The organism is Paenibacillus sp. EKM301P, from assembly GCF_011800295.1.
Lineage (GTDB): Bacteria > Bacillota > Bacilli > Paenibacillales > Paenibacillaceae > Paenibacillus > Paenibacillus polymyxa.
This window is the reverse complement of sequence record NZ_JAALFM010000022.1, coordinates 25,548-39,859: the sequence shown is the minus strand read 5'-3', so window position 1 is coordinate 39,859 and position 14,312 is coordinate 25,548. Positions and strand designations below refer to the sequence as shown.

Below are 14,312 nucleotides of genomic sequence, written 5' to 3'. Positions count from 1 at the left end.
TCATTTTAACTATACCACATGATTTAGAATCACTTTACTGGTAATCTTGACAAGCTATTAGCTGGTATAGCTTAATGCCGTTCCCAGTCTAATGGTTTATTTTCTTTTTACAATAACATTGCACATACAAAAAAAAGAGCCCGTAGGCTCCTTGTTAGATTAGCATATTAAACAGATTCTCATTTTTGTTCAATTCCGTATATTGAATCCCTTTGCGATTCATCCGTTCAATTAAAGGAAGATAGTCCTCCTTGTGGAACAACTCAATGCCGACCAGCGCCGGGCCGTTTTCCTTATCATTCTTTTTCGTATACTCAAACCTTGTGATGTCATCGTCTGGTCCAAGCACATCCTGAAGAAACTCACGCAGTGCCCCTGCTCTTTGCGGGAAATTAACCATGAAATAATGTTTTAGTCCTTCATAAATCAGGGAGCGTTCCTTAATCTCCTGCATACGATCAATGTCGTTATTGCCACCACTAACGATACAGACTACTGTTTTGCCTTGAATCTGCTCACGATACAGATCAAGTGCTGCTACAGGCAGCGAACCCGCGGGCTCCACAACAATCGCATTTTCATTATACAGCGCCAGAATCGCTGTACATGCCTTGCCTTCCGGTACCTTCACAATATCATCCAAGGTATGTTTACAAATGTCATATGTTAACTGACCTACTCGCTTCACCGCAGCCCCGTCAACAAACTTGTCTATGTGCTCCAGTGTAACGACCTTGTTCAAACGCATCGCTTCCGTCATCGATGCTGCGCCCAGGGGTTCTACACCGATTACTTTGGTGGTCGGATTCACAGTTTTAACATATGTGCCTACGCCTGCCGCCAAACCGCCGCCGCCAATCGTCACGAACATATAGTCCGCAGGTGTATCCAGGCTCTCCATCACTTCCATCGCAATCGTGCCATTGCCCGCAATAATTTTCGGTTGATCGAACGGGTGGATAAAGGTCATTTCCTGTTCGCTGCATACCTTCATGGCCTCGTCATAAGCATCGTCAAACGTATCTCCGGTCAAAATGACCTCTACACTGTCTCCGCCAAAGCGACGTACCTGCTTCACCTTCTGATTGGGCGTTGTGCTCGGCATAAATATTTTACCTTGGATGCCAAGCGCGTTACATGAAAAAGCCACACCTTGCGCATGATTACCCGCACTCGCGCACACGATCCCTTTTTCCATTTGCTCAGGAGTTAGGCTGCGGATCATGTTGTAAGCTCCACGGATTTTAAAGGACCGCACAACTTGGAGATCCTCTCGTTTCAGATACACATTACAGTTATATTTGGCCGATAGGACGGCATCCCTCTGTAAAGGTGTACGAACAATCACCTCACGCAGCATATGATGCGCCCGTACAATATCCTCCATGCCAACGGTTGACGCTGTGGCCGGCTCAGTTTTCTGGGTTTCTGTTGGTTCCATAGGTTCTCCACGCTCCGCCTGAATATTTCTGTATTGAGCATTTTGCATAAATCCCAAGAGCGATTTCAAATCAGTAATATATAGATCGAATCGGTTTAGTTCGTCTATATATTAAACTTTTGAGCGTTAGGAATCGAATTATGCAAAGTGCTGTATTTGAAATCTTTCAAACATCATACCACGTTTACCTATAGCTTGTGCAGTTGATAGTCATGAAAATGAGAATGAAAATCATTGAGTTCATAAAAAAACAGGCCGAGACAATGCCCGACCCGTCTTTCCTGACTCTATACATTTCTTGTCTTCAGTCGACTCATTCAGCACCGCAATGATTATCCTTTCACCCCGCCTGCAGTCATCCCTTCAATAAAGTAACGCTGGAAGAACAGAAACACGACGAGAATCGGCAAAATAGCCAGGACTGAACCGGCAATCAACACATCATAATTGTTGCCATATGGCGTCAGCAGACTGGACAGACCGATTGGCAGTGTCAGCATGTCGTTAGTACGCAATACGATCATCGGCCACAGGAAGTTATTCCAACTGTTCATAGCTTGTAAAATAGCCATTGCCGCAAAGGCAGGTGCCATCAGAGGCATCATAATCCGCACAAAAATACCATACTCTGAACAGCCGTCAACCCGTGCAGCATCCATAAAGTCCTTGGGTACTCCGCTTAAATATTGACGGAAGAAAAAGATCGGAATCGGTGCGACGACAAATGGCAAAATCACACCCCATACCGTATTGATCAGCTTCATACCGATCATGAGTTTGTAAAGTGGCAGCATAATAATTTCTACCGGGATCATCATCACGACCAGCACCAGTGTAAAAATCACATTTTTCAGTCTAAAACGATACATCTCCAGGCCATACCCGACCATCGCGGACAATATCAGACATAACACCGTAAACAAGACGGTAATGACAAGACTATTCCAGTACCATTGAAAATAATCCGTCGTCCCCTGAAAGATGAACGCATAGTTTTTTAAGGACATGATGGCCCACTCCAGCTTGAGATTCAAGCCGTAGCGCAGCAACTCCGTTGATGGCTTGAATGAGGCAAGCGTCACGGCAAATAGCGGAAACAGGGCGAACCCGGCAAACAGAATGAACAGGACAACAAGAAATGCAGATAACGGGCCTTTTTGTTTCTGAGCCATCGCTTAATCCTCCTTCCGAAACATGCCAAAAAATTTGAGCTGGATCAGGTTCAGTACTAATGTGAATACGAGCAATACAATACCCACCGCTGCTCCAAAGCCCATGCTGTTCTGTTCCAGACCTTGGCGATAGAGATAGCCAACGATCGTCAATCCAATATCATTCGGAGAGTTGTTTCCGTTCCACAGCATATAGCTCTCGGTGAACATGGACAATCCGGCATAAATACTGATCGTAAATACGTAGATTGTCACGGGTTTTAGCATAGGAATCGTAATCCGCCAAAATGAATCAAAGCGGCTGGCCCCATCGATCTGAGCAGCTTCATACAACTCGGGAGGAATGTTCTGTAACCCCGACATGTAGTACAGCATGTTTACCCCCAGCCATCTCCATAAGGCCAACACGATCAACGCTAAAAAGCCGGTGTTCGCATTCATTAGCCATTTGTAAGGCTCAAGACCGAATATCCCCAACAGGGAGTTCATCAGCGAGCCATCCAATTCCCCGAACATGAGTCGGAAGATTGTTCCTGCTACCACCACTGAAGTTAGTGCGGGTATAAACATTACGGAGCGAAACAGCCCTCTACCCGGCATTTTAGGCGAATTTAGCAATACCGCCAGTACCAGTGGCAGAGGAATCAACACGACCAGTGTAAGCAGCGTGTACAGGACGCTGTTCAAAATTGCTTTTCCAAATGTAGGATTCATTAAATCCTTATAATTTTCCAGGCCAACATAAGTTGTTATCCCAGGCAAGACTTCCTGAAAGCTCATAATGACCGTCGAGATGACCGGATACGCAAAAAACAGCGCAAAGGACAGTAAAAATGGAAGGACAAATACATACGGTGCCGTACGACTGGAATGAATAAAGCGGCTCCATTGGCTTCTGGTCGGACGCTGAGTTTTTGGCGGCTGACCTGTCGGTACATTAGCGTTCGTATGAACGGGCGTTGCCATGAATCTCACTCCCTTTCCTGTTGGGGTCTATCTCAGTTCATCTGCTAGCTCATGCAGCACCGTGGCTGGATCTTCGCCACTCTGTAGTGTCCGATAAAGTATTTTATTACGTACAGCACTGGCGATGTCAGGCGTTTTCGGTCCAATATGCACCGCATTAATTTCATCTTTTACTTCGATCAGCGTATCAAAAATATTCGTTCCGAAATAATCCGTAAATTTATTTTTGGCTTTGGCTTCCGGCATAGTCCACACTTCACTGCGGATGGGATCAAACCCTAGTTGCTTCCAAATCTCCACATTCCCTTGCTTGGACAGCTTGGCAAAGGCTAGAAAACGCATCGCCAAATCCTGGTGCTTCGATTGGTTCGTGACTACCGTTCCGGTCCCGCCCATACCTGCTGAGCGATAGCCGCCTTTTTCCCACGCCGGCATCGGTCTAATGATGACTTTTCCTTTCAAGTCAGGCATGTAATCCGTAAAACGTCCCATATACCACATCGGCATCCACACTGAAGCGGCCCCGCCTTTGTTCATAAACCCGTAGTATTCCTCCATATGATGCCCGCCGCCCGGTGCGGGAATAGCGATTTTGTCTTTTATCATTTGTTGGAGAAACTCAAGTGTTTTAATATTGGTTTCGTTATCGAGCGTCAACTCGCCCTTGTCATCCAAAAAATCTGAATTTTGCTGGGAGATCATCGGCCAGTAGCTCCACAGGTCATTGGTCTCCAAGGTCGCCATCGGCTTGCCCGTTTTGGCCAGCACTTGCTTGCCAGCAGCAGCGTAGTCTGCCCAGGTAACGATGGAATCCGGGTCTACCCCCGCCTGATCCATAATCTCTTTATTGTAATACATCACTTCGGCTCCAACGTGAAAGTCAATGCCGTAATACTTACCGTCTTTGCCGTAAATCTGTACTCTGGAAGGCACAATGTTATTGATCTCAGGGTCAATCACCGGATTGAGCGGGACCAATTGCGGTATTCCTTTGAGGAAATTACCAATTTTGTTGACCTCAATATCCGCGATATCCGGCGCTCCCACCCCTGATTGCAACGCAATCGAGAGCTTGCTGTGGTGGTTGTCATAAGGAAATGTATTCGCTTTCAAATTAATCAATTCATCAGGGTGCTGTTGGTTCCATTGGTCAGCCATTTGCAGAAAAAACTTCTCATGCAGTTCATTGAATGTCCATAATACAAGTTCTGTTCCCGGCCCATCCTTTTCATCAGTCTTGAAAGAACAACCTTGCAGCAGTCCAGCCATCAAAACCACCGTCATAAGCATCAAAGCCATGCTTTTTCTTCGCAGCAGCATATCCTTCCCCCTTCGCATGATGAAATCCTAATTCGTAAATGATTGCGCTTTCTTTTATTATTTAACATCAATACAAATTAGTTTACAACAATATTATTCAAAAAAAATTCGTTTTTGTGTAAAACAGATCTCATTGCATTATAGGGGGAAAATGAATTGGATGGGAATATGATGATTTCTGCATAAAAAAACGACCCAACTCCAATTGAAACTCGGAGTTGGGTCTCGCTATGTTAACTACTCTTGCGAATGTGCTGCTTCGTCTTTCACTTCTTCTCGAAATGATCTAATACTTTGTTTACGACGATTATTTTTTTCTTCGATCTGCTGACGCTCCTCATTGCTGATTTCAGAGGAAAATTCGTTTAGATATCCTTCAGCCTCATGAAGATTCTGCAATGTATTCTGAATATTTTGTTGTAAATGCTCCACATTATCTGCTCGATTATCCGGTTTTGCCATCGGTTTGACGCCTCCTAATCATAGAATCGCTCACTAGAGCGCTAAACCGTAGCTTGATCGTTATCGAGTTATTTTATACATTAAAATGCTTTCCAAACCATCGGCCTGCGGCTTCGGCTTCAGTGCGAGTCAATTGATGACCATTGCGTTCCAAGTAGGCTTCTACCTGTGCTCCGGCCCCTTCCAGCAGGGCTTGCAGCTCCTGAGATTCCGCCGCTGGAACAATCGGGTCATTTTCACCGGAAGACAGAAATACAGGGACACCGTTCAAGTCCGGCAGTTCCAGCCCTCGCAATGGCACCATAGCATGATGGAGAATGGCCCCACGCAGCGCTTTTGCATCATGGAAGAGCATACTGGCTGCTATGTTGGCTCCATTGGAATAGCCCAGAGCCACCACGTTGTTACGGTCAAAATCATATTGCTCTGCAGCTGAATCAACAAATTCGCTTAGTTCTTTGGTACGAAATACGAGATCCTCAATGTCGAACACACCCTCTGCCAAACGGCGAAAGAAGCGCGGCATTCCATTTTCCAGCACATTACCTCTCACACCTAACACAGATGAGCCTGGTGCAACCAAATCAGCCAATGGTAGCAAGTCTTGTTCATTCCCGCCGGTACCGTGCAACAGCAAAATAACCGGAGCTTGCGGATCATTTCCTTTACGAAAGACGTGTTTCATATCTATTCCCTCCTCTAATTAACTTTAAATTAAGAATCTTATTTTTTGTATAATTTGATTATAGCCCATTTCACTGCTTTATACAAACATAATTGACCTCGTTAATTTTTTCTAAAATGATGTCTTGTTCCATTGACATGTAGTATAGCTTTATTTTACTATGTGATTAGATATTTAGAGAATTATCTAAATATCTAAAGGAGTGAGCAAACTTTGAATGATGCCTTCAAAGCCTTGGCTGATCCGACCCGGCGCAAAATATTGCAGCTTTTGAAAGAGAAAAGCATGAGCGCGGGCGACGTCGCTGAGCATTTTCAAATCAGCAAGCCCAGCATATCCCACCATCTGAATTTGCTGAAGCAGGCGGGGCTTGTGTTGGATGAGCGACAGGGGCAAAGCATTATTTACACCTTGCATACAACAGTTGTGGCGGATGTCATCGGCTGGATGTTCAGTATCGCCCAATCGGATGCCCCTGTAAAACCAACTTCGAATGATATTAAGGATACGGAGGGGTCTGAATGAAGTTCCGAACACGTTGGAGCTTGACGGATGTTTTGACGACTTTGCTTGCCTTATCACCTGCTATAGGCGCTTTACTACTGTATAACCGGCTTCCCGATGTGCTGGCCTCTCATTTTAGCATGGACAATACCGCAGACGGGTATATGAGTAAAAACAGTTCTATTCTCATGCTGGTGCTATTGGGGCTGGTGCCTTTGCTCCTTCGGCTATCCCGCTACATGGACCCCAACAGAGCAAATTTCAAGAAATTTACTAAAGCCTATGAGGTTACGCGTGTAGGCACTTCGCTCATTCTCGCTATAGCCGGTTGGGGAATGCTGCTGTATAACCTGAATTATCGGCTACAGATGCTTACGATCCTTTATGGAGTGCTGGGTCTGGTGCTGCTGGTGCTGGGTAATTATATGACTCAGGTACAGCCAAACTATACCTTCGGTATCCGCACGCCGTGGACTCTGTCCAATCCGGAGGTATGGCGTAAAACGCACCGTTTTGGCGGACCTATGATGATGTTCGGTGGTGCTTCGGGCTTGGTAGCGGCATGGGTCGATGGAGTGGCGGGCACCGTCATTTTTCTCACCGGGCTGTTTATATCCGTCGTCATTCCTGTACTCTACTCCTTCCTACTGCATCGCAAAATAAATCATCAGTAGGGATAAACAAGGAACCTCCCAAACCACGATAAACGCAGAATGGGAGGTTCTTTGTACATCTACATATTCCATTAGAACAACAGCTTATCGGGATGAGTACCCACACGCTCATCCAGATGAAGACCATTAATTCGGTCAATATCCTCAGTCGTCAGTTCAAAATCGAACAAATCGGCATTCTCGCGGATACGATGCGCGGTAACCGATTTGGGAATCGTTACAATTCCCCGATCCAGATGCCAACGCAAAATAACCTGAGAAGTCGTTTTGCCGTATTTGGCAGCAATCTCAACGATATCTGGCTGCTCCGTCAGTTTCCCCTTCATCAGAGGACTCCACGATTCAAGCTGGATCTGGTGTTCCCGGCAGTATTGATGCAGCTCCTGCTGAGTCAGACGCGGGTGAAGCTCTACCTGATTAATGACAGGTACAATATTACTGTCTTTCAGGAGGTCTTCGAGATGGTGAATTTGGAAGTTGCTTACTCCAATCGCGCGTACGCTTCCTTCTTCATACAGCCGTTCGAACGCCTTCCAAGTTTCCTTGTACTTGTCCTTGCCAGGCCAATGGATAAGGTACAGATCAATGATATCCAGGCCCAACCGCTTGCGGCTTTCCTCGAAAGCACGCAGTGTTGAATCGTAGCCCTGATCTTGATTCCATAGCTTAGTGGTCACAAACAGATTGTCTCTGTCCGCTCCACTGTCACGAATGGCTTGTCCGACCAGTTCCTCATTGCCGTAGATCGCCGCGGTATCAATGTGACGGTAACCGACCTTAATAGCTGTTTTGACTGCTTCGTAAACCTCATTGCCTTCCGCCTTGTATGTACCAAAACCAAGCCAAGGCATCTGAACTCCGTTATTTAGTAAAGCTGTATCCGCAATATTCCCCATGTCTATCTCCTCCTATTCCTAGTTATAAATTATCCAACGGGATGATTACAGTTTAGTCGCATCCTGAAAAGCATTCACTTCAAGCGGAGCAGCCAACAATTCTTTAGCTGCAGCAACAAATGCCTGGAAATGGGCAGACTTGTTATGGAAATCTACAGCAGCAGCATCCTTCCACTCTTCAACCATCGTAAATGCGTTGGGATCATTCAAATCCTGCATTAACGTATAGCGTACATTGCCTTCTTCAGCTTGTGATGCGCTGATCAACCCTTGGGTTTGTTGCAAAAAGGTCTCTCTCTTTTCTGGTAAAACTTTCATATCGGCATGAATAATAATCATAATATTTCCCTCCTCGTATTATGTAACTATTTCTATTATAGACCATTCTTTCGATAGATTAAAAGTGCGGTCGTTTCTGGAATACAGTAAAATGATTCATATTGGGGTGTTTATCCGCTGATCAACTGCTCCTATATTTTGTTTAATGGCGGTGAAGGCATGTGCGTTTTCAGACAAAATTAATGGTATTCATATCCCTTTTAGTGCTAGTCGTTACCGGGCTGTTGGGATTATCCCTTCGTTATATGATTACCTCCGCCTTGTACGAAGAGATTGGGAAAAGGGCACTGACTGTGGCCAATACGCTTGCGGTAGATGCACAGGTCAGGGATGCTCTAGAACAGACCGACACGACGCAATTACGTGTTCGGATCAACGAAGCAGTGAAACCTGTCCAAGCCAGCACCGGCGCTGATTTTATTACGATTGCAGATCGTCATCTCATTCGGCAATGGCATGTTAACCCGGAACGCATCGGGCAGCCTATGATGGACCCGCTGAATAATAAGGTGCTGCAAGGGCAGTCCTTTATTACGGAATCCACTGGCTCTCTCGGACCGTCACTGCGAGCCAAAACCGCAGTCTATGATGAACAAGGCCGAGCAATCGGACTCGTTTCTGTAGGTTTCCTGATGACAGATGTGGCGCAAAATATTCGTACATACACATATACATGGCTGTGGTTCATGGTAGGCGCGCTAATGATCGGCATATTAGGAAGTCTGGTTATAGCACGACGGGTAAGGCACGAACTGCATGGGCTGGAGCCAGTGGAGATTGGACGTTTGTATCAGGAAAAGCAAGCCATTCTCGAATCCATAGGTGAAGGGATTATCGCGGTTAATAGCAGTGGACAAGTCACACTTGCCAATCCACAAGCCGTCCGTTTGCTTGGTCTTCCTCCGGAAACTAGCCTCTATGGATGCGAGCTTCGTCATTTGGCGGGCGCGGCATATCAGCTGGCAGATGTACTTGCTACAGATTTTATCGAAAAGAATCCTAGCATGAAGCCGGATCAGGAACAAAACGTATTCAATGAGGAAATTGAGATCCAACAACGAGTCGTAGTCGTCAGCCGTGTACCGATCAAGGATCGATTCGGACGAATGCTAGGCACCGTTGCCAGCCTGCGTGACAAAACAGAGCTGCTTCGCATGACGCGGCAGTTGACAGAGGTCAAGGATTATGCGGACGTGTTACGATCACAAACACATGAATATACCAATCGGCTATATCTCATATCCGGCCTGATTCAGTTGGAGTGTTATGACGAAGCAGTGGACTTTATTACTCAGGAATCGGAAGAGTATCGTGTACATAGTTCCGTTTCGTCTTCTCTTTCACCCGATTCAATCATCGCCAGCCTGCTGATCAGCAAGAAAAAACAGGCGTTGGAAAAAGGGATTGTACTCCATTCATATATAAAAGGAGCATTTACAACCCCGTCTCCTGCGTTGGAGTGGTCGCTTCTTGCTACCATTGCCGGAAACCTGCTGGACAATGCTATGGAAGCAGTTGCAATAGGCTCTATACCTGACGGACAGGTCTGGTTCCGGCTTGAAGAAATGACTGAAGCCATCGTCGTCGAAGTTATGGATAATGGATCGGGTATTTCGGAGGATATCCAGGAAAAACTGTTCGTTAAGGGAGCATCAACTAAAGCAGAGGCAGGACACGGATATGGCCTTGCTCTCGTGCAGGAGTACACCGAACGAATGAGTGGCTCCATAAAAGTACATGAACGGCCTGGTGGAGGTAGCATTTTTGAAGTATACATTCCTTTAATTAGAACAGACACGAATCATGATGTAAAAGGAGGTTACGGCCATGAATGAGCGGGTATTATCGGACATTGAGGTTCTTATTATTGAAGATGATCCGCGAATTGCGGAGATTAACCGACGATTTATTGAAAAGGTGGACGGGTTCACCGTATGTGCAATAGCAACGAACGAATTTGAGGCAAAGCTTCAACTGGATGTATTGCGACCGTCTTTAGCCGTGCTGGATGTTTATTTTCCCGATACGAATGGTCTAACCCTGCTATCGTTCATCAAGCAACACTATCCAGCTACAGATGTCATTATGCTGACTGCCGCCAAAGAAGCTGAAACTGTGGTACAAGCGGTTCGAGCAGGCGTATTTGATTTTATCGTAAAGCCGCTCGTATTCGAGAGATTGCGGGCGACCTTAGAGGAATATGCTCGTTTCCGCCGCCAAGTCACAACATGGCAAGAAGAACACTCTACGGTGGAGCAATCGGAAATTGACCGTCTGCTTCAAAGCGCGGGCACGGGTCGGATGACGGGTAACGGAGTAGGAGAGCTATGGGCCAAAGGCATTGATAAAGTCACTTGCGAAAAGGTGCTTGATCTCCTGAACCGACGAGGTGAGGTAACTACGGGTACAGTGGGAATTGAGCTAGGTATGAGCCGATCTACCGCCAGAAGGTATCTGGAATATTTAGTGGAAAGTGGCGATGCTCACCACGATCAGGTATACGGAACTGTCGGCAGACCGGAGCGTATCTACCGCAGACGGCAGGAAAATGCATAAACCACCAATTCATACGTCTGGTCTCTTCCATCCTCTCATCTCGCTTGTGATTTTAATGAACTTAATTCTCATAATAGGCTAAAACGGTTTAAATGATCACATTATTTACGTCCCCTTTCCCGGTTGCTAGAATGGTCAACAGTTAGTTAATTGATAATGATTATCAGTTTCTCTGGTAAGCATATTTGGAACGGGGGACAACATATGGCAACACCGAAACAGCCACTACGCACAGGCGTGCTGCTTGCAGCGATTCTGGTACTACTGACAGCCGTTATGGCGGGATGTGGAGGCCAATCACAAAATAATAACGCAGCAGCACCTCAAACCACAGGCGACACTCGAACGATCAAACATGAGATGGGAGAAACCAAAGTTACAGGCAAACCCAAAAGAATCGTGACGTTGGAATTCTCTTTTGTCGATGCTGCTACCCAACTGGGCGTGATGCCTGTCGGCATAGCTCAGGAAAATGATGATGATATCGATGGGCTGCTTGGCAAAAGAATCGACTTTACACCTGTCGGCACACGCAAACAGCCGAACCTGGAAACGATCAGCTCTTTGAAGCCCGATTTGATTATTGCTGATCTGAACCGTCATAAGAGCATTTACAAAGAACTAAGTGAGATTGCTCCTACCATTGTTCTAAAGAGCCGCAATTCCTCTTATGAGCAAAACCTGGCATCCTTCGGCGTTATCGCTGACGCGTTGGGTGAGAAGGAAAAGGGTGAGCAAATTCTCGCAGCACATAAAGCCACAATGGCAAAGCTGAAAGAAGGCATCCAAGCTGGTGAGTCACGTAGCGTATTGCTTGGGGTATTTCGTTCTGATTCACTATCGGCTCACGGCGCTTCATCTTTTGATGGACAACTGCTGGAGCAAGCAGGCATCCACAATGCCCTTCAAAATACAAGCGAGCCTACAGTCAAGCTGACACTGGAGCAGATTGCACAAGCTGATCCGGACGTGATCTTCTTAGTGGAAGCCGATGAGAAGCTGCTTGCAGAATGGAAGCAAAATCCGTTATGGCAAAACATTACGGCCGTGAAAAAAGGGGAAGTTTACGAAGTAAACCGGGCACTGTGGACCCGGTACCGTGGACTCGGCTCTGCCGAGAAAATACTGGAGCAAGCGATTTCGCTTCTGTATCCCGCGCAAACTAAAGGAGACGGCTCCCGTTGATCGGACAAGCCTTACGCGACCGGCTAAATAAGCCGGTCTTCTTTGCACTTCTATTCGCGCTGCTGGCTGGACTATTGCTGAGCGTGGCGATTGGCCCAGTCAGGATGGACATCCCCACCATGCTGACTGCACTATTCACCGAGCATCCGTCCAAGGATCAGCTCATTATCTTGACGATACGCCTGCCACGTGCCGTCATTGGTCTGATCGTCGGCGCCGGGCTTGCCGTGGCCGGAGCGCTGATGCAGGCCATCACACGCAACCCGCTGGCTTCGCCACAGGTATTTGGGGTCAGCTCTGGCGCTTCGCTGGCTGTCGTCCTGTCGGTCGTGCTGCTGCCCAATATCGGGTCGTCCGGCAGCATTTATTTTGCTTTTGCCGGAGCGATCGCAGGTGGCTCCTTCGTATATGCGCTGGCCGGAACGGCGGGCATGACGCCAGTCAAGCTGGCTCTTGCCGGGATGGCTGTGCATCTGCTGCTGGCCTCTGTCACTCAGGGACTGCTCGTGTTCAACGAGCAAATATCCGATGTACTGTATTGGCTCGCTGGCGCCATCGACGGGTCTACTTGGGCCGACACGCGTCTGGTGCTGCCATGGTTCGCCGTCGGTATGATCCTTGCACTGGCGCTGGCCCCCTCGCTATCTGTGCTTAGCCTCGGTACAGAGGTCGCACAGGGACTGGGGCAAAACGTACGTCTTGTCCGCTTGCTGGCCTCAGTTTCAGTTATTATGCTGGCAGGCTCTGCTGTAGCGGTAGCCGGGGCCATCGGCTTTGTGGGTCTGATGGTGCCGAATATCATTAAGGTATTTACAGGCGACAATTACAAACGGGTCATCCCCCTGTCTGCAATCTGCGGAGCTCTGCTGCTGACATATGCGGACGTGCTTGGACGATTTATTGCCTTTCCTTATGAATCGCCCGTTGGTATCGTAACTGCGCTGGTGGGCGCGCCCTTCTTTTTATACCTGGCGCACAAGAACGGGAGGGCTTCACGATGAAAAAACTGTGGATTTTACTCGTGATAATGATCGGTGTTTCCTTTATAGCTATCGGCGTGGGCGGCACCTACATTACGCCCGCTGAGCTGATCACGGCGCTGACTAACCGAAATGCCTCTTCCTGGTTCATCGTTCACCATTATCGACTGCCTCGTGACCTGCTGGCCATCATGGCCGGTGCTGGTCTTGCTGTAGCCGGCGTGCTACTGCAAGGCATGATTCGCAACCCACTGGCTTCGCCGGATGTGGTGGGTGTATCCAAGGGAGCCGGCTTTGCTGCGGTTCTCGTCATCGTGCTGCTCCCCTCATCCCCGGTGGCGCTGCTGCCTGTCGCTGCCTTTGTCGGTGCCGGGTTAGCTGCACTACTGCTCGTACAGCTTTCGATGAGGGGAGGCATGCGTCCTAATATGCTAGCCTTAACCGGGCTGGCGGTAGGTGCTATCTTCCAGGCTGCGACCGATTATATTCTGGTCAAATATCCACTCGAAGCCAGCGATACGCTGACTTGGCTAGCTGGAAGCTTGTGGGGCAAAGGCTGGGATGAAGTATATGGGCTTTTGCCATGGTTAATTGTATTGCTGCCGCTCGCCTATACGCTACAACGCAAGCTGGATATTATGAGTCTGGATGAGGAAAGCTCCGCTGGTTTGGGACTTAGCGTGAAGCGTATGCGCACAGGACTGCTGGCCGTATCTGTGGCCTTAGCTGCTGCCTGTGTCGCTGCCATCGGCTCCATCGGCTTTATAGGGCTGCTGGCACCACATCTGGCACGGCGATTGTTTGGTAATCGCCACCGCTATCTATTGCCCGGCGCAGCCATGATCGGTGCCCTGATCCTCGTCCTTGCCGATGCGCTCGGACGGGGGCTGAAGCCGCCGCTCGAAATCCCCGCCGGCATCGTGACAGCCGTAATTGGCGCGCCCTATTTCCTGTATCTCTTGCTACGGGAACGCAAACAAAAAAGCAGCGGATAAGGAAACCTGTAGACCGATCCGCTGATTAATATCTTTTCTAAACGAATTCTTTGTTCAGTAACTCTGTATGCACTTCGTACACAAGATTTCATGAAGTGTCATGTTGTCAGACAACATAAAAAAAGAGAGCCCTCCTG

At 47.6% G+C, this 14,312-nt stretch carries 15 protein-coding genes; 7 read left to right on the top strand and 8 right to left on the bottom strand.

Going from position 1 to position 14,312, the window contains the following annotated elements:
- Positions 1-154: 154 nt before the first annotated feature.
- From ilvA to HFD99_RS24400, 6 genes are all read right to left on the bottom strand, one after another.
- Positions 155-1,441: a threonine ammonia-lyase IlvA gene (gene ilvA, locus HFD99_RS24425; protein WP_123796799.1), complete on the bottom strand. Its 1,287-nt coding sequence runs from the start codon at positions 1,439-1,441 to the stop codon at positions 155-157.
- 332 nt (positions 1,442-1,773) lie between these two features.
- Entirely contained in the window at positions 1,774-2,613 is an 840-nt protein-coding gene (locus HFD99_RS24420) for a carbohydrate ABC transporter permease (protein ID WP_013369500.1), read from the bottom strand.
- Positions 2,614-2,616: 3 nt separating this feature from the next.
- Positions 2,617-3,579: a carbohydrate ABC transporter permease gene (locus HFD99_RS24415; protein WP_016819793.1), complete on the bottom strand. Its 963-nt coding sequence runs from the start codon at positions 3,577-3,579 to the stop codon at positions 2,617-2,619.
- Positions 3,580-3,606: 27 nt separating this feature from the next.
- Positions 3,607-4,899 (bottom strand): ABC transporter substrate-binding protein, encoded by a 1,293-nt coding sequence (locus HFD99_RS24410; protein ID WP_123796798.1) that lies wholly within the window; start codon positions 4,897-4,899, stop codon positions 3,607-3,609.
- A 237-nt stretch (positions 4,900-5,136) separates the two neighbouring features.
- Positions 5,137-5,361, bottom strand: a complete 225-nt coding sequence (gene tlp, locus HFD99_RS24405) for a small acid-soluble spore protein Tlp (RefSeq protein ID WP_016819791.1) — start codon at positions 5,359-5,361, stop codon at positions 5,137-5,139.
- A gap of 73 nt (positions 5,362-5,434) precedes the next feature.
- Positions 5,435-6,046 (bottom strand): alpha/beta hydrolase, encoded by a 612-nt coding sequence (locus HFD99_RS24400; RefSeq protein WP_090888514.1) that lies wholly within the window; start codon positions 6,044-6,046, stop codon positions 5,435-5,437.
- A 213-nt stretch (positions 6,047-6,259) separates the two neighbouring features.
- Here HFD99_RS24400 and HFD99_RS24395 point away from each other — a divergent pair, with 213 nt between their 5' ends.
- Both HFD99_RS24395 and HFD99_RS24390 read left to right on the top strand, forming a co-directional pair.
- Complete coding sequence (locus HFD99_RS24395) at positions 6,260-6,571, top strand: autorepressor SdpR family transcription factor (protein WP_016819789.1); 312 nt, start codon at positions 6,260-6,262, stop codon at positions 6,569-6,571.
- On the top strand, positions 6,568-7,224 hold the full coding sequence (locus HFD99_RS24390; protein ID WP_045244210.1) for an SdpI family protein: 657 nt from the start codon (positions 6,568-6,570) through the stop codon (positions 7,222-7,224). Before HFD99_RS24395 ends, HFD99_RS24390 begins: the two co-directional genes overlap by 4 nt.
- Before the next feature lie 71 nt (positions 7,225-7,295).
- Here HFD99_RS24390 and HFD99_RS24385 read toward each other — a convergent pair whose 3' ends face one another.
- Both HFD99_RS24385 and HFD99_RS24380 read right to left on the bottom strand, forming a co-directional pair.
- Entirely contained in the window at positions 7,296-8,120 is an 825-nt protein-coding gene (locus HFD99_RS24385) for an aldo/keto reductase (protein ID WP_016819787.1), read from the bottom strand.
- A 45-nt stretch (positions 8,121-8,165) separates the two neighbouring features.
- Complete coding sequence (locus HFD99_RS24380) at positions 8,166-8,459, bottom strand: putative quinol monooxygenase (protein ID WP_017426184.1); 294 nt, start codon at positions 8,457-8,459, stop codon at positions 8,166-8,168.
- 161 nt (positions 8,460-8,620) lie between these two features.
- Between HFD99_RS24380 and HFD99_RS24375 the strand changes: the two genes are divergently transcribed.
- The 5 genes from HFD99_RS24375 to HFD99_RS24355 all read left to right on the top strand — a co-directional run bounded on the left by HFD99_RS24375 (position 8,621) and on the right by HFD99_RS24355 (position 14,175).
- Positions 8,621-10,294 carry an ATP-binding protein gene (locus HFD99_RS24375; protein ID WP_123796797.1) on the top strand — a complete coding sequence of 558 codons (1,674 nt, stop codon included), beginning with the start codon at positions 8,621-8,623 and terminating at the stop codon, positions 10,292-10,294.
- Positions 10,287-11,015: a response regulator gene (locus HFD99_RS24370; RefSeq protein ID WP_031462898.1), complete on the top strand. Its 729-nt coding sequence runs from the start codon at positions 10,287-10,289 to the stop codon at positions 11,013-11,015. The genes HFD99_RS24375 and HFD99_RS24370 overlap by 8 nt, the downstream gene beginning before the upstream one ends.
- A 204-nt stretch (positions 11,016-11,219) precedes the next feature.
- On the top strand, positions 11,220-12,200 hold the full coding sequence (locus tag HFD99_RS24365; RefSeq protein WP_016819783.1) for an ABC transporter substrate-binding protein: 981 nt from the start codon (positions 11,220-11,222) through the stop codon (positions 12,198-12,200).
- A complete protein-coding gene (locus HFD99_RS24360; protein WP_017426180.1) occupies positions 12,197-13,201 on the top strand; it encodes a FecCD family ABC transporter permease in 1,005 nt (334 codons plus the stop codon). The genes HFD99_RS24365 and HFD99_RS24360 overlap by 4 nt, the downstream gene beginning before the upstream one ends.
- Complete coding sequence (locus HFD99_RS24355; RefSeq protein ID WP_123796796.1) at positions 13,198-14,175, top strand: FecCD family ABC transporter permease; 978 nt, start codon at positions 13,198-13,200, stop codon at positions 14,173-14,175. Before HFD99_RS24360 ends, HFD99_RS24355 begins: the two co-directional genes overlap by 4 nt.
- Positions 14,176-14,312: the final 137 nt, after the last annotated feature.